The following is a 22,936-nucleotide window of genomic DNA, read 5'->3' as shown; positions in this document are numbered from 1 at the left end:
CCTCAGCGAGGCCAATAACAGTGAAAAGTAAAACGTCCATGCTTGAGGTGCTGCGACGCGTTATTCAGGAAGTCAATGGCGCGCGTAATCTGGATGCGGCGCTGGCGACGATGGTGCGCCGCATACGCAAAGCGATGCAGACCGATGTCTGCTCCTTCTATCTCTACGATAAAGAGCTTGAGTCGCTGGTGCTGATGGAAACCATCGGCCTGCGCACGCAAGCCGTTGGCCGCGTGGTGCTGCCGCTCGGCGAGGGCCTGGTGGGCTTGGTGGCTAAGCGTAGCGAACCGCTGAACTTGGAAGATGCTCGCTCTCACCCTCATTTTCGTTACTTTGAGGCGACCGGAGAGGAACGTTACTCAAGCTTTCTTGGCGTGCCCATTATTCATCAGCGCCAAATGCTCGGCGTACTGGTCGTACAGCAGGCCGAAAAGCGCCGTTACGATGATGAAGATGAAGCGTTTCTGGTCACCATGGCCGCGCAGTTGGCGGGTGTGCTTGCCCACGCGCTGGCGACTGGCAATCTCACCCGGCCGTCGCTCGCGGGTAGTCAGGCGATGTTTAAAGGGGTGGCGTCGTCACCTGGTATTGCGATGGGGGAGGCGCTGGTGATTGCCCCGCCTGCGGACCTCAATAGCGTGCCGGATCTGGTGCCCAACGATGAGGCCTTTGAAATTGCCCGACTAAAAGAGGCCATCGCTAAAACCCGCGATGAGATTCGCGCCGCGGCCGAGCGGCTGGTAAACCGTATTTCTAGCCAGGAGTTGGCGCTTTTTGATGTTTACCAGCAAATGCTCGGTGAGGCGGCGCTCTCGGAGGAGGTGGAAAAGCGCATTCGTGAAGGGCAGTGGGCGCCGGGCGCGCTTGCCGATGTGGTGCGTCGCCACGTGCAGTATTTGGAGCGCGTGGACGATGACTACCTACGCGAGCGGGCGGCGGATATTCGTGATCTCGGTCGTCGCGTACTGGCGCATCTACAGGAAGACTCGCCCGATACGCCCAACACGTATCCCGATAACGCCATCTTAGTGGGCGATGAAATCAGCGTGGCCATGTTGGGCGAGGTGCCGCGCGACAAACTCAAAGGGCTTGTCTCTGTGCGAGGCTCAAGCACATCGCACGTGGCGATTGTGGCGCGGGCGATGGGCATCCCCACCGTGTTGGGCATGGTGGACTTGCCCCTGCCACGGCTTTCTGGCGCGCCTGTCGTGCTTGATGGCCACCGTGGTCGGCTGTTTGTGCGCCCGGGGGATGAGCTTCGCAGCTACTACGAAACGCTCATCGCCGAAGAGGACGCGCTCAACGCGCTCTTAGAGCATGAGCAGGATCTGCCCAGCATCACAACGGATGGCCATGCGGTTCCCCTCATGGTGAATACCGGGCTGGCGGTGGATGCCGCCGCTCTGCTCAAAAGTCGTATCAGTGGCGTGGGGCTTTACCGTACCGAAGTGCCGTTCATGATTACCGAGCGCTTTCCCGGTGAAAAAGAGCAGATGCGCCTCTATCGCGATCAGTTGGAGAGCTTCTCACCGCTGCCGGTGGTGATGCGCACGCTGGATATCGGTGGTGATAAAGACCTGCCCTATTTTCCTATCGAAGAGGAGAACGCTTTTCTGGGTTGGCGCGGAATGCGCGTCACCCTGGATCACCCTGAAGTATTGATGGTGCAACTGCGGGCGATGCTAAAAGCCTCGCAGGCGCTGGATAATCTGTATGTGCTCTTTCCCATGATCACCAATGTGGAGGAGGTGGACGAAGCCCTTAAACTCTTGGATCGCGCGATTGTGGAGCTAGGAGAGGAGGGGATTGCGGTGCAGCGACCGCAGGTTGGCGTGATGATCGAAGTGCCCGCGACGATTTACCAGATGGATGCGTTGGCCAAGCGGGTCGATTACTTCTCGGTAGGCAGCAACGATTTGACCCAGTACCTGTTGGCCGTTGACCGCAATAATCCCCGTGTATCGGATCTTTATGATGCGATGCATCCCGCGCTTTTGGGTGCCCTGGTGGAGCTCTCCCAGGATGCGAAACGCTTGAACAAACCCATTTCGCTGTGTGGCGAGCTGGCAGGTGACCCTGCTGGGGCGCTTCTGCTAATGGCAATGGGGTTTACCAGCCTGTCGATGAATGCGCCGAACCTGCCCAAAGTACGTGCGGCCATTCGCCGTGTGTCGTTTCGCGATGCGCAAAAGCTGCTGGAGGAGATCATGTGCCTTGATACCCCCTCGCAGGTGCATGAGCACTTGGAAGCGCGCATGGAAGCCTGGGAGCTTTCGCACCTAATGCCGCCCAAGGATTAACATCGCGCCTTAATGGCTTAAGTTGTCAGCGCTGAGCGGGTGATGTGCAGCGCTGCCTCACCCTCGAAGCGCCCATGTGGCCCGAAGCGCTGCTCGGTGATGGCGGCGCTTCCTTGCTGGTCAAGCGTTACCCAGGTCGTCGCCCGAGTGCCATACGTATCCCCCACGATAAACGCCGCGGATAAGCGCTGTTCGAGCGCCATACCCACGCCGGTATCGGGGAGTAAGTGAGAGGGGGCTTCTTCACTTTGTTGAATCACCTGGCGCGCTGTTTCCGGCCATGTGATGGGCGGCGTGGTGTCTTGTGTCACGGCCTCACCCAACTTAACCGTTTTGGGCCAGGGGGAGTCGAGGTCGGCGTTGGACAGTGCGTGAACGCCTCGAGGCACTTGGCGCAGCACCGTGCACTCGCGGCTGTGGTGAAGGTGCCACATTTGTCGTGGGGTCGCGACAAGCAGGTTAAATCCGGCGTAATGAACGGCTTTTTCTTTCAGTTGCTCAAGCCAGCCGGGCAAATATGTGCAAGTGAGCGCTTGCACCACGAGCTCGCCGCGGCTTGGGGCACCAGACGGTGTTGTCAACGTGGGGTCGCGCACGTTGGTCAGGGTGGCTAGCATGCCTTGGCGGTTAACCGCGAGCCAGGTGCCGCCGGCTTCGAGATCGCGCCCACCGGTGATCGGCATATCACCCCAGTGGTGGAGCGCTTTAGTCGGGCGCGCGTAAAACTCATCGCGATTGCCGATAAGCCGCAAGGGCGTTGGCGCGCCGGGTTGCCAATCGAAGGCAAGTAGACACATGACTGCAAAACTCTGTTGATGTTGTAAAAGCGGTTAAATACCCGTTGATGGTGGCGATGCGACCAACATGACAGTCACGTACGCGCCACGTACACTGTCCGCGGCTATTATTTCGCACTCGCTCCCCTTTTTTATCCAACCGGAGCCTAGCGCCAACGGGAAGGCATTACCATGCAAGGTTATCACCGTCAGGAGCACTTCTGGAACGCTATTATGTGGCCAATTTTATGGCCATGGCTGCTGGCGCAGCTCGCGTTGGTGGGGCTCTGCTTGATCGTGGGTCTCGTCGTATGGGGGCTGAACCCTGAGGAAGCCTCTTGGGGCACGGTCGTGGCGATGATGGCCGCGCTGTTGCTCGGCAGTAGCCTCAACGCCGGCGCGTTCATTATCTTGTTGCGTGCCCGCGCAAGGCGCATTGAAGCTGAGTTTGAGCAGGTGCTAAGCGAATTGGAAGGATATGTTTCTACGCTGTGCGAACCTAGTGGGCATGCCAGGGTGACAGAGGGGGAGGCCCAAGAGATAACGCTGTATCGCCCTTCTGTCCGTATTCAGCGGGTTAGCGCGCAACTGGCACAGCTTGAACAGCGTACCCAAAGGGGGCCTCAAGGGGAGCCGGCGACTCCTGCGGAACAAGCCCTACGCGATGATTTAACGCGTCAACAGCAGCAGCTCGAACAATTGCTGCAGGGGCGTGATCGTGCGCGGGAAGAGTCACGGTTAAAATCCAGTTACTTACATCTGCTTCAGCGCGAAACCAATGCGCTATTTGAGTACTTGGGAGATTTAGACGCCGGCCCCTCGACCGAGGATCGCCAGCCTGACCTTATCGAACTGCGCGAGCGTTTGGCCGATATTCGGGCATTGCTTGCCAACATGGTCGACGATACCCCAAGCCATGCATCGCCACAGGCGGCAGCTGTTCGGCAGCGTCGGGTGCTGGTGGTCGATGATGGCCCCGTCAATTTAATGCTCGCTCAGCAAGTGTTGGAAAAACATGGGCTGGAGGTAGAGACCGCCAGCAGTGGCGAAGAGGCGCTCGCGCTTCAGCAAGCCAGTGCTTTTGATTTAGTATTTATGGATATTTTTATGCCCGAGATGGATGGGCTGGAAACGAGCCGCCGCTGGCGTGCGTATGAAAAAAACCACGGCATACCCGGCGCTATTCTCGTTGCATTGACGGCGAATGCGGATAACGCCGGTCGCGAGCGCTGCTTACAGGCGGGGATGAACGACTTGATCACCAAGCCCTATCAGCCCGAAAGCCTCATGAATAAAGTCGCTGCTTGGTTTCCGGATGATGTGCAAGAGGTTTCTTCATAATGGCAGTGTTAATCACGTTGTTGGGTTATCTGGCGCTTGGGGCAGTGGCGGGCACCATGGCGGGCCTTTTTGGCGTGGGCGGCGGGCTAATCATTGTCCCTGTGCTCGCATTCGCGTTCGAGCTGCAAGGCGTTGCCCCTGAAGTGCTCATGCATTTAGCCATTGGCACCTCGCTTGCCACCATTGTGGTCACCGGTGCTTCCTCTACGTTTGGCCACTTGCAAAAGGGCAGCATTCATAAGCCATGGTTTATCGCGCTCCTGCCAGGGTTGATGTTGGGGGCCGTCGCTGGTGTCTTCGTCGCTGATACCCTATCAGGTACGCTGCTGGGAACGCTTTTTGGGGTGTTTGTTCTGTTAGTGGCCGTCAAAATGGCGCTGGGCCTTGCCCCCAAACCAGGCACTATCGCGCCGGGTAAACCTCTGATGACGTTCGCCGGTGCCGTGATTGGCGCTATTTCCGCGCTGTTCGGTATCGGTGGCGGGACGCTTTCCGTACCGTGGTTTTTGCGCTGTGGCGCTACCATGACCCAAGCCGTGGGGACATCAGCCGCCTGCGGTTTGCCCATTGCTCTCTTCGGCGCCGTCACGTTTATTATCGTTGGGTGGAGCCATCCGCTAGTGCCCTCGACGGCAACCGGGTTTGTGATGTGGCCGGCATTTTTGGGCATTGTACTGGCGAGCGTGCCCTTTGCCCGCGTTGGCGTTAAGCTGGCGCATGCGCTACCGGGGCATATAGTGCGCTACGCCTTTGCTGCGCTGTTAACCCTCGTCGGTTTACGCTTTGTGTTGGGCTAGCGACCACTTACCCACCTTACTCTTTTGGGCGTTTGTATGCTGTCTTATCCCGAGATCGATCCCGTTGCCGTTTCCCTCGGCCCCTTTCAGGTGCACTGGTACGGCTTAATGTACGTGGTGGGGTTTGTCGCCGCCTGGTGGTTAGGATGTAAGCGCGCCGAACGCATTGGGCTGACGCGCGATGATATTGGCGATTACCTTTTCTATGCCGCTATCGGTGTTGTTGCCGGTGGACGAGTTGGCTACGCGCTGTTTTACGGCTTAGAGCAGTTCGCCGCGGATCCGCTGTGGATTTTCCGCGTGTGGGATGGCGGCATGAGCTTTCACGGTGGTTTGCTTGGCGTCATCTTGGCGACGTGGCTATTTGCGCGCAAGAAAATTCTCGCTTTCTTCACCATGGCCGATTTTGTCGCGCCGTTGGCACCGATTGGCTTAGGCGCCGGGCGCATTGGCAACTTCATTAACCACGAACTGCCCGGCCGCGTGACCTCGCTACCCTGGGGCATGCCATTTCCGGGGATGGGGCCAGAGCCACGTCACCCCTCGGCGCTGTATGAAGCGCTTCTCGAAGGAGCGGTACTGTTTGTGCTCTTATGGTGGATCTCGGCCAAACCGCAAAAGCGCGGCTTTGTCTCCGGTGTGTTCTTGCTTGGGTATGGCGCCTTCCGCTTCATAGTGGAGTTTGTTCGCCTGCCCGATGCCCATATCGGCTATATCGCCTTTGGTTGGGTCACCATGGGGATGCTTCTTACGTTGCCCATGATGCTATTTGGCGTGCTGCTGATTGCTTGGTCGCAAAAACAGCCGGTGGATGTGAAAACAACAGACAAACGCTGATGTATAAAAGCCAAGTTTGCTAGTATCTGACAAACTTCACCCGCGAATGGATAAGCCGTGACGCCGAGAGAGCCTTTGAAACAGCCCTTGAAAAATGGATCAGCTCAGCAAGCGCTTGAGCAACCTTATCTTGACCTAATGCAGCACGTGTTGGATCACGGGGTCGATCGTGGTGATCGTACCGGTGTAGGGACGCGCTCAGTGTTTGGCCATCAAATGCGTTTTGATTTGGAGCGCGGCTTTCCGCTGTTGACGACTAAAAAGCTGCATCTACGTTCGATCATTCATGAGCTGTTGTGGTTTCTGCGCGGTGATACCAACATCGCCTATTTGAAAGAGCACGGCGTGCGGATCTGGGACGAATGGGCGGATGAAAATGGCGATCTTGGCCCGGTTTATGGTTACCAGTGGCGTAGCTGGCCGCGACCGGAAGGCGGAAGTGTCGATCAAATCCAGCAGGTGGTCGAGCAGATTCGCACTCATCCGCAGTCGCGGCGGCTGATTGTCTCCGCGTGGAACCCCGCCCAGGTCGATGACATGCAGCTACCGCCGTGCCACTGTCTGTTTCAATTCTATGTCGCCAATGGAAGACTCTCCTGTCAGCTCTATCAGCGCAGCGCGGATATTTTCCTCGGCGTGCCGTTTAATATCGCCAGCTACGCGCTGCTTCTCAGTATGGTGGCGCAAGTCACCGGCCTGAAAGTGGGAGAGTTTGTTCACACGCTCGGCGATGCCCACCTTTATAGCAACCACCTTGAACAAGCCCGTGAGCAGCTGACGCGCCGCCCAAAAACACCTCCCCGATTAGTGCTTGCGCCCGACGTGACGGATCTATTTGCCTTTCAGTTTGACGACATTCGCATCGAAAATTACGACGCGCATCCGCATATCAAAGCACAGGTGGCGGTATGACCTCACAAACCTCTTCCCCAACGACCCACTCCATTGTGGCCGAGCCCCTGGTGCCGGTCGCTATGATCGCGGCGATGGCCAAAAATCGAGTGATCGGCGTAGAAGGCAAGCTGCCGTGGTACCTGCCGGAAGATTTACAGTTTTTTAAACGTATGACCCAAGCCAAGCCGTTGGTGATGGGGCGCAAAACGTTTGAGTCCATCGGTAAGCCGCTCCCCAATCGGCTGAATATCGTGATTACTCGTGATACCCGCTGGGAAAAGGAAGGGGTTCGCGTGTGCCATCGCTTAGAAGATGCGTTAGCGCTCGCGGATCAGCAGGCCACCATCGAGGCAGCGGAAGAGATTATGGTGATGGGCGGCGGCGAGATCTACGCGCAAGCGTTACCCCAGGCGCAGCGGCTGTATATTACCGAGGTTGATGTTGAAGTGGCGGGCGATGCCCTGTTTCCTGAGATTGATGTAAACGAGTGGCAAGAGGTACAGCGCGTAGCGGGTAAGCCCAAAGAGGGGCAACCCGATTACGATTTTGTCGTCTATGAGCGCAGAGTGCGTGCTTGACGCCATAAAAGAGGAGCTTACGCATGGCAGCCCACGTGATGCAGTTACTGGATGACTTAGAAGCCCGCCTAGAGCACGCTCAGCATGAAATTAACGTGTTGAGAGAGGAGAACCAGCGGCTAAGACAAAAACTCGGGGAGCAGGGGGGCCGTGAAGAGCAGAGTAATCGCGAAGAAGCGCTGCCTCCACTCCAAACGATGCCACCTGAGCCCGATGCTTCATCCGAGCCGCCAGCAGCGGAGGCACCAAAACCGCCCTCTCCCCATGCGTTATTGAACCAGTGGTACGAACGCTATCCAGACGCTTTTTTCAAAGGCCACACCAAGCCGCTGAAAGTCGGCATTCACCAAGATCTTGCCGAGCGCGAGCCGTGGTCGAATAAACTGATTCGCCGCGCCCTTGCCAACTACGTCAACTTGCCTCGCTATGTCAAAGCGATGCGCGAAGGGGCGACACGCGTGGATTTGGCGGGCAACCCTTCTGGCGTGGTCGATCAGCAGGCGGCGCAATTTGCTGCTGAAAAGCGCAAGTTAAGCGAGCCGGCCGATAAAAAAGCACCTCAAAAGAGCTCACAGGCGGCGCTGGGCGCAGAAAAAACACCCAGTAAAAACAAGCGCCCAGAACATGCGCAGAAAAAGCGTCAGAAATCGCAAAGAGTGGAAAAGCAAGAGAAAGATCAGCAAGCTGGGAAGAGAGAACTCACCCTGGAAGAGAAGCTGGCAAGCCTGCAGGCCAAGTTTCAGCGCCCCTAAGACATGCCTTCAAGGTGGGGGTTCCATTAAAAAGGCGTGAATAATTAAAAAACAGTGTTTTTTTCTATTGCGTTCCTCGAAATCCCGGTATAGAGTTCTACCTGCGAGCATTGGACTATAACAAGGTTTGCGTAGGACATGCCCTCCTCGGCAAAGAGGTACTAAAAAAAGCATGCCACCAAGCCAAAAAAGCAGGCGAAAGCCTGAAAAACGATCGAAACAGTAAGCTAGTTAAGGAACCTACTCATGAAAAAGACACTCTTAGCAACTGCTATCGCCGGTGCGGCCTTCGCCTCTGGCGCCCAAGCAGCGACCGTTTACAACCAAGACGGTACCCAGGTTGATCTGTACGGTAATATTCAGATGGTTTATGGCAGCATCACCGGAAGCGATGGCGAAAGCACAGAGCAGCTGGGCGATAACGGCACAACCTTAGGTATTGCCGCCCAGCACCAGATCTCTAGTGATTTGGTGGCCTATCTAAAATTAGAAATGGACGACTTCGCCGCCGATGAGATGAAGAATTACGACGATGCAGGCGATTCTGGTGATCAGGCGTATGCCGGCCTTAAAGGTAACTTCGGCGATGTTCGCGTTGGTTCTTACGACAGTATTTATGATGACTTGATCCATGATTCCATCGATGGTGCTTGGGTTTTTGGGCCGAGCGAAACTAGTGATAGCGGTGAGACTGATCAGATTCGTTACGCCTCTCCCTCTTTCAACGGCTTCCAGTTCATGATCGCCACGAATCTCAAAGGTGATGGCGAGGAAGTTGGTCGACTGGACGAAGAACCCATCTTTGACGACGAAACCGGAGAAGTGATTGGTTTTACTGAGAATTTTACTCCGGGCGATCCGGACGGCAGCGATCAGGCCTCCTTCGTGTTAGGTACCAAGTATACTATGGGACCCTTGACACTGGCTGCCGCGTTTGATGATCAGGGTACTGATGCCTCTGGCCAAGAGGGCGAGCTTTATGGTGTAAGTGCTGCCTACGCATTGACTCCTGAGTTTACTTTGTCTGGCAAGGTTGATATCCACAACAGTGATGATGGCGATACAGACCAAAATCTTTATGGCGTAAAAGGCAACTATGCTTATGGCATGGGTAATGTCTACACTGCAGTACAAAACGTTGATGTGGATACCGCTGCCGGTGATGACAGCTATACCGAAATCCTGATGGGTATCGACTACTCGCTCAGTTCTTCTGTCACCTTCTTCGTAGAAGGTTTGATGAAAGACCGAGAAAATGATGCGGGCGATTTCGTCGGTACCGGCCTGCTGTACGCATTCTAAGCTTCTGCTAGACTGCTCTTAGAGCCCCGTATCACAAGCCAGCCAGCCCCTCGGGGCTGGCTTTTTTTGGTTTTAAATGGGAGTAATGGGATGCGTTATAAACACCTGATAGGGTTGCCTCTGGTAGGTATATTGAGCGTGGCCCAGGCACAGGATGAAAAAGCTCCAGCGCTGGATCAGCGTATAGACTTAACCTCCACACTACAGTCTCGCAGTGATCAACGCAGCCAAGCATTTAATTTTGGCGGCCAACATATCCATCGTTTTGAAGTGGAAGAGAGTGGGCGCTACACTTTAGGCGCGGAAACCCTGGCTGCCTTTGAGGCGCGCTATTGGTTTGAGGCGACGCTTCGTAATGCCAAAGGCGAGGCGTTATTAAGCGATAAGCACTATGTCAATGCCGAACCTTGGTCGGAACGTGTTGAGCTTGAACCAGGGCAATATGAGTTGGTTGTCCAGGCCTCAGAGCATACCGATACGGCGCGCAAAGGAAATCGCTTTGTGGTAACAGTGTCGGGTGAGGGCTTGGCGCAAAAAACGTCAACGCCCCCCGTATTGGGAAGAGCGGGAAGTGGTTTGGAAGAGGCGGTTGGCCGCTTGTCCTCCGCTTTCACGCAAGGTGTGTCCACGCTAACAGGCAGCGGTAAAAGAGGTGAAGCTGAGACAAGATTAGACAGCGAGAACATGAATAACGAAAAAGCCATTAATTCATCAGACACCGAGCAGAAAGTTGCACTAGCTCCCTCGACGCAAGGCACAAGCGACGCGAAAGGTACCAGTGATAGCACTAAGTCTTCACCTGCGGAAACCTTCTCGCGCGTTGTTGCGGATGTGGATGTGAGCTACGAGGGCGAAGCGCTTGAATTCATCCTGCAAGAGCCGGGGCGCGTGCGCATTTATACCACCTCACTCGTTGGTGTGGAAAAAAACTATAAAGTGGAAGCCCTCCTAATGGATGCGCAAAACGGCGTGGTGGCGCGGGAAGAAGGCGAACGCTTTGCCGGTGATATTGATATGACCGTTGATCTTCCTCCGGGTCGATACACTGTCTGGGTCAATGGTCACCGCTACGGCTCTGCTCATGACGGCATGCAAAATTATGCATTAAACGTTGAGCGCTTGGATTAACAGCCTAATAACGTGAAAGCATGTTATCTCAGCTAAGCACGATCTTAATCTAACCATACTAAGCTTATCGAAAGAGAGGATGAGCGAAAAAGCCCCGGCGGCTGGCCGGGGCTCAAAGATCGAATTCGTTGTACTGTTAAGTCAAACTACTCGCTTGATTAGCTTTGTTTAGAAGCTGTACATCGCCATGCCTTGGATGCGGATTGCGTCTCCATCGTCACCAGCATGAGTTTCGCGAGTATGGTAACCAGCTTCAATACCGTAGCTAATGCGATCAGCAGGCGACCAGATATAATTGAGGTGAATGCCTTCGTACTTATCATTAGAGTTAGCAGTAATAGCAGTAGAACTACCTTCATCTACGACATCATCCAGGTCAACTGTGGAAATGCCATATGCTAAATTGATGTTGCCGGAACCTGCCGCCATACTAATGCCGATAGTACCACCGGAGCCTTCGATTCCTTCTGCATCGCCGCTATTATCAATGTAGCCAGCTTGAGTAGTAGGAGGTAGCCACAGGTAACCACCCAAACCATCGCCATGGGTAACAGCACCACGGAGGGTAATCCCTTCAGCGACTTCAGCGCTGGCTTCTAGGTTAATCCCCCAACCAAAAGTGCTTTCGTCGCTGTCTCTTGCGGCGTTGTAATATTCGAGTTGACGCATGACCGTAGAAGCAGCGTATTTCACATTGCCTGCGCTGGCTTGATAGCGCAATGTTAAGTCGGGTAAGCTGCTTTTGACGGTATCTTCATCAGTTGTTCTATTACTAATGTCTAGGTTGGTTCCAATAGTACCGGGGTCTTCCAATGCTACTGAGAAACCATTTGTAGTGTAGCGTAACTGGGACTGGCGACTGATATTAGCCTGACCTGGTTGACTGTTGAAGTCGATAGCAGGAGTCATGCCCAGGAACCCACCGAAGTTAGTCCAAGTCTGGCCGGCAAGAATGCCATTCCATTCACCAAAGGCGTGACGTAGACGAAACTCACCACCGCCCGCGCCGTAAAAATCCCCTTCGATGGTGGTATTAAGAGTGCTGCCCTTCAAGGGAGTGGAGGTCTTGAAGCCTATACGGCTTTGATAAGCTAGAAAATCCGCATGTCCGTCAGACCCATTTTCCCCATCCAAGCGAATGCTAGAGCGGGTAACAGCAGACCCTAAGTCTGCATCAACGTCATAAATCATATCTAACTTGGCGTAGCCATAAACGCTAGCGGTGGTGTTCCCCACTTCAAAATCTACGGCGTGTGAGCTAGAGGCCACGGCGAGGGCAAGGGCGCTTGCCGAGAAAAGTGAAGCTTTCTTGAAGGTTTTTTGAATTGTCACGTGCTATTCCTTTCGATAGATGACCGCTGTCAGCCAGCGGGTTGTTGTTGTAGTGGTCAAGCATCAGTCAGATAGCCCTGAGCGTGTGAACACTGTTTGCTATCTGTGCCTAACATAACCAGGCAGCAGGTAAGTGACAATCACATAACAGATGTATTACGACCAAAGAACGAGGAACTTCTTTGTAAGGTGTGAAGATATGGCGCGCCTATCCTTTCTATGCCCTTTTGACCGACATCAAGCATGAGCCGCGTCAAGGGAAAGGGGAGGTTTTGGCGCGGTGATTATGGCATAGTCGTAAGCGTTTATTGATGCGTTAACTGTACCTATTTATCAGTTTGTTTAACTTGAGTTGTAAGAAGGATATCGCTTGGCTCAACCACCCCAACGGAGTCCACTACGCTTTCTACACACGCTACGGGGGCGCCTAGTTTTTGGGCTAGCGCTCATTTGGGTGCTAGTCGTTGCGCTTGTTTTGGGCATGGCCTGGCACCTGGGGCAGTCGATGGTGCAGCGCACCAGTTTGTCGCACCTTGATTACCAAGCCAATATGCTCGCTGATGAAATCACACAGCAAATGAGCTCGCGTATCAGCGCGTTAGAGCGTATCTCGGCGTTTGTCGCAGGCCGAGAGCAACAAGCGTGGCTGCAAAACACACTACGCCGTAATGACGCCTTACTGGAGTGGTTCGAAGGGGTGGTCATCATTGATGAAAACGGGCGGGTACGGGCCGATTGGCCGGTGGTGAACGAACGGCAAGGGCTGGATACTGCGCATACGGAGTATTTCCGTATGCTAAAAGGCACCCAGAGTCCCTATGTGAGCGAGCCGTTTATAGGCCGGGTCAGCCAATACCCGATGGTGCTCGTCAGTGTGCCCAGGTTCGATGCGCAAGGGGAGTTCGCCGGGATGATCGGCGGCATAGTGAGCCTGAGGACCAGCGGCTTGTTTTCACGCCTCTCTCGCATGCAGCAAAGCGAAGGGAGCTACGCGGTGATTTTTACCGCATCGGGCAAAGTGCTTTATCACCCTGAGCGTGAGCGCATCATGACAGAGGCACCCCCGCGCAGTGAAAACCGGTGGTTGAATGAGGCGCTGTATGGCTGGCAGGGGAGTGCCGTTGGCCCTTTAATGAATGGGCAAACCGGTATGCAAGCCTATGGTCAAGTTTGGCCCGCCGGTTGGGTCGTCGGGCGATTTTTAACCCACGAAGAAGCACACCTGCCCCTTTCAGACTACATCACCAAACTTTGGTGGCTCTGGGCGCTGTTGGCTGTCTTGATGCTGCCACTGCTATGGTGGTTACTGGGCCGCTTGCTTCGTCCGCTGCGCCAGTTGGAAGCGCAAATTGGTGAGGTGGGTCTTGGCCGTCGCCAGCGGGTGTCGCTCGCGACCAACATGGCGGAGCTCAAGCAAGTCGCGTCAACGTTTAACCGCGTGGAAGACGAGCGCCAAGCACTGCTGAACAGCCTGCAAGAGCGTGAGGCGTTTTTAAACTCCATTCTGCAAGCCACGCCGCAAGGGATGTTCGTGGCCAATTTTGACGGTGAAATTACCTACATGAACCCAGCGCTACTTGATCTGCTGGGTATTTCCGCGACCGTGCCGATGTCACAGTGGCTCAAGCAAGTGCATCCTGACGACCGCGAGGGTGCTATGGACATGTGGCGTCATAGCTTGAAAACCCGCAGCGAGTTTGTCCGCCAGCTGCGCTTTATTCGCCGTGACCCTGAACATCCAGATACCAAGGAAGAAACGCTGTGGCTTGAGGTGCATGCGCGAGCGGTGATGGTGTCGCAAGCCGGCCTTTCGCTTGGGATGGTGGGGATGGTGAAAGACATCACCGAGCGTCGCGAGCAGGAAGCCTTGCAGCGCTGGGAGGCCGAGCATGACCCGCTGACGGGGCTTTTAAACCGTCGTGGCTTTGAGCGCCGTTTGGATGAAGCCTTCGCTGAGTTCCAAAAGACCAGTACGCCATCAGCGCTTTTACTTTTCGATTTAGACCACTTCAAACCGATCAACGACGAAGGCGGCCACGCTTTAGGCGATGAAATGCTACGCCGTATCGCTCAAGTGGTGGCGTGGGAAGTTCGTCGCAGCGATCACGTCGCCCGGCAGGGGGGCGACGAGTTCGGCGTGCTGCTACCCAGCTGTACGTTAGGCCAAGCACAGAAGATCGCCGAGTCGCTGCGTCAGGCTGTCGCCGATATATCGGTGACGCACGAGGGTAAAGAGTATCGCGTCACGCTGAGTATCGGCGTTACCGCTTTTGATGAGGACGACCATAGTGTGAGTGAGGCGGTAAAGCGTGCTGATGCTGCAAGCTACGATGCTAAAGCCCAAGGGCGCAACGCGATGGTCGTCAGCGTGCCTGGCAAACCCCTGACGGATACCTTGTTTGACTGAGTGCTTCCTCTGTTACCAGTGTGACCCCGGCTGGCAATGTTCGCTATAAAATGTTCGCTGTAAGGAGAGGCGGTTGTGGACTTGTTAGCGCTTTTTGCGCGAACACTTGATGTCACTTTACCGGTGTTTGCGATGGTGTTTGTGGGCCTGGGGCTCAAGCGGCTGGGTTGGATTGATACCGCCTTTATCTCTACCGCATCGGCGTTGGTGTTCAAGGCGACACTACCCACGCTGATCTTTATGAGTCTCGTGCAAGCCGACCTGAGCGTTGCGCTCAATCCACCGCTATTGCTCTTTTTTGCTCTTGCCACGCTGGTGCAGTTTTTACTCAGCTGGATATGGGCGCACTACCGGGTGCCATACGCGGATCGCGGTGTGTATATACAAGGGGCTTTTCGCGGAAATTGCGGCATTGTGGGCTTGGCGCTTGCCGCCGCGATGTATGGCAGTTACGGGTTATCCGCCGGTGGGGTGTTACTCGGCGTGGTGATTTTGACTTACAACGTACTTTCGGTCATCGCGCTGGCCATGTTTCAACCTGGCCGAACCACCGATTGGCATAGTCTGCTGCGGAGTATTCTTACTAATCCGCTGATTATCGCCGTCGTTGCGGCGGCACCGTTTGCGGCGCTTACGTTACCGCTGCCAAGCTGGCTACTGACCACAGGCGACTATTTTGCTTCCCTAACGCTACCGCTGGCGCTGATTTGCATCGGCGCGACACTTTCGGTCTCTTCATTAAGAGAAGAGAGCCAAGCGGCGCTTGGGGCAAGCCTATTGAAAATGGTCGTGTTACCCATATTGGCGACGTTAGCCGCTTGGCTTGTAGGCTTTTCGGGCCAAGAGCTTGGCTTGCTGTTTCTGTTTTTTGCCAGCCCCACCGCCGCTGCCAGTTTTGTGATGGTAAAAGCCCTGGGCGGAAATACGGCCTTGGCGGCGAATATCATCGCCATGACGACACTCATGGCCAGCGTGACGGTGACACTGGGGATTTTTTTACTACGCGGCCTCGGGTGGATTTAGCCACAAAGCGCTCTCCGTCTCAGTGGGGCGGTTGGCGCCTTAGCGGCCAAACGTTATACTGTGCGCCCCGCCACGTCCCTGTAGCTCAGTAGGATAGAGCAGCCGCCTCCTAAGCGGCAGGTCGCAGGTTCGACTCCTGCCAGGGACGCCAATAAAATCAATGATTTATTGTTACTCTACTTCTTAAGTAATGCCTCTTTTGCCTTCGGTTCCCCTAGTGGTTCCCCTAGATTTGCAAGCATTGAAGATGGTTATTTAATGCGTATCAGCACCCAGATAGCTGTGGTTTATTAGCTTATTGGTAAAAGTTGGGCAATCACTTCTGGTGCCATGAATCGTGTATTTATGTGAATCCTTCGGCGAAACTGATGATTGTGGAAGCCGGATGCGTCAGTAGCGCACGTCCGTCTGTGGAAGCTAGGTCGAACAAACGTCCGGTATACTAAACACGTATTCACAGATATCCGATTTTATAGCCAGGGGCTTTGGCTTAGACTTTAGTATATTTTTAGAGGATTTCTGATTAGCACCGTTTTTTGAGCCGGTTATTCACGTCATTTTTTTGAGGATTATTTATTCTACTTGTGCTTCACAAAAATTATGATTGTTTTTAAAGGAGTGCATTATGAATAATCTGCATGAAGATCGATATCTATGCGATCTCGAAGTTTGTAAGCGTTATAATATTTCACGTTCTACTTTGTGGCGTTGGCGTAGCCTCGGCCGTGTGCCTCCGCCCGTTCGTTTAGGGCCCCGGGCGGTACGATGGTCGTTACAAACATTGATTTTATGGGAGAAGGCTAAGCATTAATCAGCCAGACAACAAAGCGCTGGCAAAAGTGCCAGCGCTTTTCTTTTTTGTGAGCGCCCCTAAATCGACACACCTGACCTAGCCGTGTTTTGTCTTTTTTTTTGCGACGGAAGCTAATCTCGCGTTCCAGGGCAGCAGTGCCTCCAGCGTATCAGCGGTAGCGATGCGCTCTAGCACGTGGTGGATATAGGCAGCAGGCTCCAAGCCATTGGCTTTGGCTGTTTCGATGAGCGAGTAGCAGGTGGCACTAGCGTGCCCTCCGCGGGAGGTATCCGCGAACAGCCAGGCTCTTCGGCCAACTGCGAACGGGCGGATAGTGTTTTCTGCCAGACTGTTACTGATGCGCAGATCCCCGCGCACAATAGCCAACGAGGAAGTTCCATTGGTTCAGCGTATATTCCATCGCTTGACGCGTCAGGCTGCCTTTCATCACGCGGGTGACATTGGCCTCTAGCCAGGCCTTGAAGGCCTCAAGGCGCGGAAGGCCCAGCTCCCTGGCGGACACGGTAGCGTTCCCCTTCGCTAAGCTCCTTGATCTGCCGTTCGATAGCGTAGAGTTTGTTGATATGGCTAAGCCCTACCTCAGCCTTGGCCGGCGTGGCGTTCTTGCCTTTTGCTTTGACCTTGGCCGCCTTAGACTCTTCCACGAACTTACGCCGTGAATGGTCCCAGCAGCCAATGCGGGTAATGCCATTGGCACGGCATACCTGACCGTAACCGGCGTAGCCATCGGCTTGCAGGTTCCCTGAGGAGTCGTCGAGTAGGCGCACCGGCACGCTGCCGCTGCGGTACGGATCGTAGGCAAAGAGCACCGACGGTTGATCCGGCGGGCCGCCTCGGGTGACCCACATCCATTTATCGGATTGAGCGGTCTTGCCGTCTTCCTTGAGTACTTGCAGCCGCGTTTCATCGGCTTGCAGATACGCACTGCTGTTTTGCACCTCGCGCATCAGCGTGATCATGGGCGTGAAGACGTCATCCAAGCGGATGATCCAGTGGGCCATCTGCGTGCGACTAACGGCGTGACTTAACCGCTTGAACATGCCTTCCAACCGGTACAGCGGTAAACCGTCGGCGTACTTGGACGTGATCACGTACGCTAGCAGTGACGTTGACGCAGTGCACTTGCCAAGCGGATGAACCGGACGCTCCGCAGCGAGGAGATGGTCGTTGCCCTCAAGCGGGAACACCGCTTTTCGTGCCAGTATTCGAGAACTTTCACCTGAGCGGGGATGAACTGGAGCTCTTCTTTTACCTTGACGAAGAAGCTCTTGGTTTCTTCTTCGCTGAGCGTAAGCTCAATACGCTTACGGACCAGCGTGTCGGAGAAGCCCCGTTGGCGACGCTGACGTGAGGGACGTGGCGCGTCTTGCGCTTCGACATCGTCCGGCAACTGATCGCGTAGCGCCTCGATGTCAGCTTCCAGCTCGGTCTCATCGAACAAGTGGGCCTGATTCGCGGACTTTTCACTGTGCGCGGCGAACTACTGAATGCGCTGCAAGCGCAGCTTCTATTCGAACAATTTGAGTATAGAGATTACGCTGTTGTAACGCCGACTGTTAAGCGGCCACCTGTGGCTGAAGCACCGCCACGAGATCTACTACCTCGGCGGCCGATAGGCCACTGAGATCAGGCAGTTGAGATGAATCTTCGATGGTGTTTTTTTCAGGTTCATCGCAGATCAGCGTGAAACAGGGAGGGCTTGAGACTAGGGCAGAATAGAGGAACGGCGGTAAATCCGGGTAAGCTGATATTCGCCAAAACGTCAGCCTACGGACACCGCCGTTGTTATGGATGCTACCCCGCTCTGCCTCTTCTGGAAAGGGTTCACCGTTACCCACCACGAGTTTCTGGATTCAAAGACGCTGCGGCTCCAACTGGAGCCCGATGACCGGGTCACGCCCGTCTGCAGTGGCTGCGACCGCGCCTGTTTTCGAGTGCATGACGTGCATCGCCGGCGCGTCCGCGAAGCACCGCTGCTGATCTATCGGATAGCGCTCGACGTCCCGGTGCGACGCCTGCGTTGCCCGACCTGTGGCCCAACGCGAGAGCGCATCGACTGGTTACCCGGGCGCTCGTCGGTCTCCACCACGCTGCGCCAATGGGTGGAGCGGCTGGTCACGTTGCTGCCGATTCGGCATGTCGCGGACCTGGTCGGCTTGCACTGGCATACCGTCAAGACCATCGACAAGCAGCGTCTACAACGTGACCTGCCGGCACCGGACCAGTGTCGGATCCCGCGTGAATAATTACCCGTTTATTAAATAATTCGGGGCGCTTAATTTGCCATTCTTTCATCGCTGAGATCGGCGACTGATGGTGCAGCGCCTTCTGGGGTATATGGTGGTTGTAAAGCCAATTGTAGCGCTTCAGTGTCTGCTCCAAATCCTCGCCTGATTCATACCGACGGGTAGCGAGAACGTCGCTAACACGGCCGTTGAAGCGCTCTACCATGCCATTTGTCTGAGGTCGCCCAGGTTTGATCAGACGGTGCTCAATGCCTTTCTTTTGGCACACTTGGTCGAAGGGATGGCGACCACTCGGTTGTCGTTCACCCGCCCGCGTGAAGCGGTCCGTGAACGATTTACCATTGTCGGTCAGCACCGTCTGGATCTTGAAGGGCACCTTCTCTTCCATACGCGTTATGAACGCTTGCGCGTCCTTAGAAGATTAGCTGCTCCTGACCTCTAAATACACCCAGCGAGTGGCCCGATCAATGGCAACGTACAGTAGCGTTTCTGCTGTTCATCAGGCATCTGCGGGAGATGCTTGATATCGATGTGTATATAACCCGGTTCATAATCCTTAAATGGCTTGTGCCGGGGCTTACAGTTATCACCAGCATCTTGTCGGGCGAGTTCTGCCAGTGTCTGCACCTCGCGCCGCTTGAGCATACGGTGCAGTGCAGAACGTGACAAACGAGGATTCAAAAACTCGCGTGCCACAATTAACATCCAAGCCAAGGCGAAGGAGTTCACGAGCAGCGATCACAATTTCTTCCTGCTCAGGCGTTAGGGTAGCGAGCAAATTACGCCGCGTGTGCGGCCGGTCATGAACGTCGTCACGGTATCGCCAGCGCCGGATCGCCGAATCAGTCACGTTAAACTGGCGCGCCAATTCACTATCACTGATATCGGCAGGTGCTGCTTGAATATCAGCACAGATTTTGGGTGTCGTGGTTGCTTGCTTATGCAGTTTGATGTCCATAGGCCTGCTCCCGGATGCATTGCTGTAGAAGCTCTCTAGCGGCCAATAGAGGATAACTTCTATAGTTCATGTGACCATCAGGAATCCCACAGGTAGGCGGTGTATTGTATGTTTTTATAAATTAGTTAGTCTTTAACCCGCCTCATTCATGAGAACGCCGATTGAGCATTTTTACAGCCCCGGGTTGCCAGCTTCGGTCTTCAGTAGCCGTATTTATGGCGTGTGCATCTGCTGACTAATGCTCCAATGGTGATCTTAACTCAGCTATTTATAACTTTCTGGCATTGATCTCGGCCATCAGGGTAGCCATATCCGCCGGCCACCGTTGTGGCCGCCTTGATCTTGCCTCAGTCAGTATCGCCGGAAGGTCAGCTTAGCGCAGTCAGCTTCGGCAGCCCTTTCAGTAAAGTGGGCCACCATTTGTCAGCAGCGTCACCGAGGTGAACAGTAATGCGCCGAGCGTGCCGTGAGATAGTGGCAGCGACCTTGAGCACCTGCTCGCGCATCCGGCTCAGGCTCCAGCCTTGGCGGGTTTGCCGCGTGAGTAGGCAGCGCAGGCCATGCAGGGTCTGGTAGGCGTAGAGGCTCAGTAGCAGACTCACTTCGTTGCGAGCCATCACCTCCTGAACAGTAGAAGCGCCGCGGTCGGTCGAGGAGAGATGTACGTCGAGTGCTGACTTCACTTCGCCCATGTGCGCCTCGGCGCTGCCGCGTTTGCGGTAGAGCGCCAGGACTTTCTCCGGCGGCCAGTGGAACTTGTTGAGGTTGGTGACCAGGAAGAAGGCATGCAGCAGCAGATCATCGGGACGTTCCTGCACCACCAGCACCACGCGCCGTGACGACGGCCAGGAACCGGCTTGGTACTCCAGGTCGTGGCACCACTCCCGAGGTTGCTCGGGTGGCCGGCCCCGTGGCCGTTTCAGGTACGGCGCTGCCAGCTTCTGCAGTCCCGTGTGACTGCGCAGTCGGCCCAGGTACTCGATGTTGCGGTCTTCCAGGGCCTCCAGCGTGTCGTTGTCGGTGAAGCCAGCGTCAATGCGCACTCGCACCTGGGCGCCGGTGCTCTCGTTGAGTCGCCGTACCAGATGCGGGACCCAGGTGTCGGCATTCTCGGCCGGGCCAGCATTGCCCTCCCGCAGCAAACCGCCCACCATGTCGCCGGTCTCTGCCAACGACGCGACTAGCGGTGAGTAGATGCGGGCACCGTAATGACCATGAAAGGCCGAGCCGCCCTGGTGACCGTGGACCTCAATCGGCAGGCCATCGATGTCCAGTGTCAGTTGATCCGGGCGTTTGCCCTTCTCCAGCGAGGTCAGACGCCAGACCACCAACCGCAGCAAACCTTCGTGTACGGCATCGATGTTGTCGCTACGTCCAAGGCACGTCAGCAGCCGCGACAGCGTGGCTTGGGATGGCCGGTCCTGCGTCAATGGCGTCATCCCGCGCGCATCGCTGCAGGCCAGTTGCCAGAGCGGGTCGTGGCGCAGCATGTCGGTATCGCTGAGATCGATCCAGCCCATCGCACGCTGCAGCACGAGGGTGCGCAGCTGGTTGGCCAGCGAATGGCGGACGCGCAGCGGGTTACGTTGGTCGATCAGGTTTTCATCCAGTGCGTCTATGACACCGCTGCTGTCGAGAGCTTCACGCAGCAGCAAGGCGCCGCTATCGCTTGTGGTGCGCTGGCCATCAAGCTCAACGCGAATGGACCCGTTGCAGGACGGAATCCAGGGAGATACGCTTTCACCCATGGCGGATGGTCCTCTGGAATCAGGTTCTTGCCGGAACGTTCTGATTTCTCAAGAGAATACCATCCGTCATCTTCGTTTTCAGGCTGCCCTCATGAATAAGACGGGTTATCAGTCTTTTGAGGCTGAATAACCGGTTTCCGTTTGCGAATTTCCGGTGCACTGCGCGAGGCTATCAAGAATCTCAGCTCAATTTTCCCAGTGGGGACTTTCAGGCGGAAGAGCGCGAGCTGTTGGAGCGTTGGTTTAACTATATTGTTTATTTTTAATCCATAATTATTCACAATGCAGGCCTGCAAGGCAATAAAGTTTACTTTCTGGCTGCCGATAAAGAGAAATGCACCAGTTTAAATATGCTGAACTGCACATGCGCAGACCGGCTCCGAATATTGCTAGGTTACGCTATAAAAATAGTATCAATGCCGACATATACAAGGAATAACATGAGCGAAAAACTGACACAATCAAAGATGATGAAGGCGCTGGATTGGACCTATGATAAAGCCATTGAAGGCATTCCTGGATTTGATTCTGCGGAAGATTTAGCTGAAAACTACAAAAAAAGCGATGATTTAGTTGCCTGCACGAATTCGCTTATACGTTGGCAGAATGCTAAAACGGGCACCACTGGCTTTGTAAGTGGATTGGGTGGCGTGATTACTATGCCCGTAGCAATTCCAGCAAGTATAGCTTCTTTGTTATATGTGCAAATCAGAATGGTTGCTGCCATTGCTTATTTGGGTGGATACGATGTTCGTGATGATCGCGTTCGCTCGCTTGTTTATGTGTGCTTAACTGGAAGTGCGGCTAAGGATATTGTTAAGGAGGCTGGTATTAATATAGGCACTCGCTTAACTGTCAGTATGATCAAGAAGATTCCTGCCACTGTTACCACCAAAATAAATCAGAAGGTTGGTTTTCGACTGGTAACTAAGTTTGGAAGCAAAGGGGCTGTAAACCTTGGGAAAATGGTGCCACTTGTAGGAGGCATTATTGGTGGAACGTTTGACTCAGTTTCAACAAATATCGTGGGAAATGTCGCACGAAAAACTTTTATTGAGCAAGCACCGGTAGAGGGCATGAGTGCCGATCAGCACGGTGGTGGTACGATGGATGAGAAAATCATCGAGGAAGAAGCTGTTGAAGAAGCGGAAGAGGTAGTCGGAGTTGAAATTGATGCTAATGCTCTCGATGAGTCTGATGAGATACTAATTTTAAACGGCTTCTCTCCAAGATTGAAAGATTTATGGGATACTGTTTTAGGTCCCGTAGCAGTAGATGTTATAAATGATGAGGAGCAATTCAAACGCTTAGCTAGTTCGCTCTACGCATCTCTACCTATGCCGTTATCTTCATTAGTAAAAAAGGAGAATTTTGTTGCTTGGTGCTATGAAAATCGCCAAATTTTTAATGTCAAAAAAGAAGAAGATATTAAAGATTCCAGCACACAATAATTTATCTAAGGTAGGCACCAAGCCGAAAGAGTAGCACCTATGGCGCGCTCTTTTGCTCAGCCACCGGACATGTTCGTGCATAACCGGTGGCTGGAATGCTACTGATATTATCCAGTGTATAGCTGCGAAGTAGCCGAGCTGACGTGCTGTCATTATCCTATCAAGGAAGTTTTGCCCAGGCGGTCTCAAGCAGATTGATAACTCGGCGTTGTAGGGTTGGATCACCATGGCGCATAACCTCCGCTTCACGAT

General features: G+C 54.5%; 17 protein-coding genes, 1 tRNA gene and 2 pseudogenes. 15 read left to right on the top strand and 5 right to left on the bottom strand.

Features of this window, described 5'->3' with window-relative positions:
• Positions 1–38: 38 nt before the first annotated feature.
• Complete coding sequence (ptsP, locus tag BQ9846_RS00265; RefSeq protein WP_075878636.1) at positions 39–2,300, top strand: phosphoenolpyruvate--protein phosphotransferase; 2,262 nt, start codon at positions 39–41, stop codon at positions 2,298–2,300.
• A 17-nt stretch (positions 2,301–2,317) separates the two neighbouring features.
• Here ptsP and BQ9846_RS00260 read toward each other — a convergent pair whose 3' ends face one another.
• Positions 2,318–3,097, bottom strand: coding sequence for an NRDE family protein (locus tag BQ9846_RS00260; protein ID WP_075878635.1), 780 nt, complete (start codon positions 3,095–3,097; stop codon positions 2,318–2,320).
• Between the two features lie 171 nt (positions 3,098–3,268).
• Between BQ9846_RS00260 and BQ9846_RS00255 the strand changes: the two genes are divergently transcribed.
• From BQ9846_RS00255 to BQ9846_RS00220, 8 genes are all read left to right on the top strand, one after another.
• On the top strand, positions 3,269–4,417 hold the full coding sequence (locus tag BQ9846_RS00255) for a response regulator (protein ID WP_075878634.1): 1,149 nt from the start codon (positions 3,269–3,271) through the stop codon (positions 4,415–4,417).
• Positions 4,417–5,214 (top strand): sulfite exporter TauE/SafE family protein, encoded by a 798-nt coding sequence (locus tag BQ9846_RS00250; protein WP_075878633.1) that lies wholly within the window; start codon positions 4,417–4,419, stop codon positions 5,212–5,214. Before BQ9846_RS00255 ends, BQ9846_RS00250 begins: the two co-directional genes overlap by 1 nt.
• Positions 5,215–5,250: 36 nt before the next feature.
• Positions 5,251–6,051 carry a prolipoprotein diacylglyceryl transferase gene (lgt, locus tag BQ9846_RS00245; RefSeq protein ID WP_075878632.1) on the top strand — a complete coding sequence of 267 codons (801 nt, stop codon included), beginning with the start codon at positions 5,251–5,253 and terminating at the stop codon, positions 6,049–6,051.
• A 138-nt stretch (positions 6,052–6,189) separates the two neighbouring features.
• Positions 6,190–6,963 (top strand): thymidylate synthase, encoded by a 774-nt coding sequence (locus BQ9846_RS00240; protein WP_083651466.1) that lies wholly within the window; start codon positions 6,190–6,192, stop codon positions 6,961–6,963.
• Positions 6,960–7,523 (top strand): dihydrofolate reductase, encoded by a 564-nt coding sequence (locus BQ9846_RS00235; protein WP_075878630.1) that lies wholly within the window; start codon positions 6,960–6,962, stop codon positions 7,521–7,523. Before BQ9846_RS00240 ends, BQ9846_RS00235 begins: the two co-directional genes overlap by 4 nt.
• Positions 7,524–7,546: 23 nt before the next feature.
• Complete coding sequence (locus BQ9846_RS00230) at positions 7,547–8,275, top strand: ProQ/FINO family protein (RefSeq protein WP_075878629.1); 729 nt, start codon at positions 7,547–7,549, stop codon at positions 8,273–8,275.
• Between the two features lie 246 nt (positions 8,276–8,521).
• The gene (locus BQ9846_RS00225) at positions 8,522–9,577 is read left to right on the top strand and encodes a porin (RefSeq protein ID WP_075878628.1); all 1,056 of its coding nucleotides are present in this window, start codon (positions 8,522–8,524) and stop codon (positions 9,575–9,577) included.
• Between the two features lie 90 nt (positions 9,578–9,667).
• The gene (locus BQ9846_RS00220) at positions 9,668–10,705 is read left to right on the top strand and encodes a hypothetical protein (RefSeq protein ID WP_075878627.1); all 1,038 of its coding nucleotides are present in this window, start codon (positions 9,668–9,670) and stop codon (positions 10,703–10,705) included.
• A 168-nt stretch (positions 10,706–10,873) separates the two neighbouring features.
• Here the strand turns inward: BQ9846_RS00220 and BQ9846_RS00215 are convergent, their stop codons facing one another.
• Positions 10,874–12,037 (bottom strand): DcaP family trimeric outer membrane transporter, encoded by a 1,164-nt coding sequence (locus BQ9846_RS00215; protein WP_083651434.1) that lies wholly within the window; start codon positions 12,035–12,037, stop codon positions 10,874–10,876.
• Positions 12,038–12,518: 481 nt separating this feature from the next.
• Between BQ9846_RS00215 and BQ9846_RS00210 the strand changes: the two genes are divergently transcribed.
• The 4 genes from BQ9846_RS00210 (at position 12,519) to BQ9846_RS17185 (ending at position 16,278) form a co-directional block, all read left to right on the top strand.
• Positions 12,519–14,444 carry a sensor domain-containing diguanylate cyclase gene (locus BQ9846_RS00210; RefSeq protein ID WP_083651465.1) on the top strand — a complete coding sequence of 642 codons (1,926 nt, stop codon included), beginning with the start codon at positions 12,519–12,521 and terminating at the stop codon, positions 14,442–14,444.
• 75 nt (positions 14,445–14,519) lie between these two features.
• Positions 14,520–15,467, top strand: coding sequence for an AEC family transporter (locus BQ9846_RS00205; protein ID WP_075878625.1), 948 nt, complete (start codon positions 14,520–14,522; stop codon positions 15,465–15,467).
• Between the two features lie 74 nt (positions 15,468–15,541).
• Positions 15,542–15,618, top strand: a tRNA-Arg gene (locus tag BQ9846_RS00200).
• A gap of 474 nt (positions 15,619–16,092) precedes the next feature.
• Positions 16,093–16,278: a helix-turn-helix transcriptional regulator gene (locus tag BQ9846_RS17185; protein WP_075878624.1), complete on the top strand. Its 186-nt coding sequence runs from the start codon at positions 16,093–16,095 to the stop codon at positions 16,276–16,278.
• A gap of 78 nt (positions 16,279–16,356) precedes the next feature.
• On the opposite strand, the pseudogene tnpC reads toward BQ9846_RS17185, so the two are convergent.
• Positions 16,357–17,960: pseudogene (gene tnpC / locus BQ9846_RS00190) on the bottom strand (IS66 family transposase).
• A gap of 108 nt (positions 17,961–18,068) precedes the next feature.
• On the opposite strand from tnpC, the gene BQ9846_RS00185 reads away from it, so the two are divergent.
• Entirely contained in the window at positions 18,069–18,527 is a 459-nt protein-coding gene (locus BQ9846_RS00185) for a helix-turn-helix domain-containing protein (protein ID WP_144049356.1), read from the top strand.
• On the opposite strand, the pseudogene BQ9846_RS16315 reads toward BQ9846_RS00185, so the two are convergent.
• Together BQ9846_RS16315 and BQ9846_RS00170 are read right to left on the bottom strand one after the other, a co-directional pair.
• A pseudogene (locus BQ9846_RS16315) lies at positions 18,454–19,485 on the bottom strand (DDE-type integrase/transposase/recombinase). The gene BQ9846_RS00185 and the pseudogene BQ9846_RS16315 sit on opposite strands and share 74 nt — an antisense overlap.
• Before the next feature lie 368 nt (positions 19,486–19,853).
• Positions 19,854–21,233: an IS1380 family transposase gene (locus tag BQ9846_RS00170; RefSeq protein ID WP_075878607.1), complete on the bottom strand. Its 1,380-nt coding sequence runs from the start codon at positions 21,231–21,233 to the stop codon at positions 19,854–19,856.
• A gap of 440 nt (positions 21,234–21,673) precedes the next feature.
• Here BQ9846_RS00170 and BQ9846_RS00165 point away from each other — a divergent pair, with 440 nt between their 5' ends.
• Positions 21,674–22,684, top strand: coding sequence for an EcsC family protein (locus BQ9846_RS00165; RefSeq protein WP_075878623.1), 1,011 nt, complete (start codon positions 21,674–21,676; stop codon positions 22,682–22,684).
• Positions 22,685–22,936 lie beyond the last annotated feature (252 nt).

The organism is Vreelandella massiliensis, assembly GCF_900155385.1.
Lineage (GTDB): Bacteria > Pseudomonadota > Gammaproteobacteria > Pseudomonadales > Halomonadaceae > Vreelandella > Vreelandella massiliensis.
This window is presented reverse-complemented; position numbering and strand designations above follow the sequence as displayed.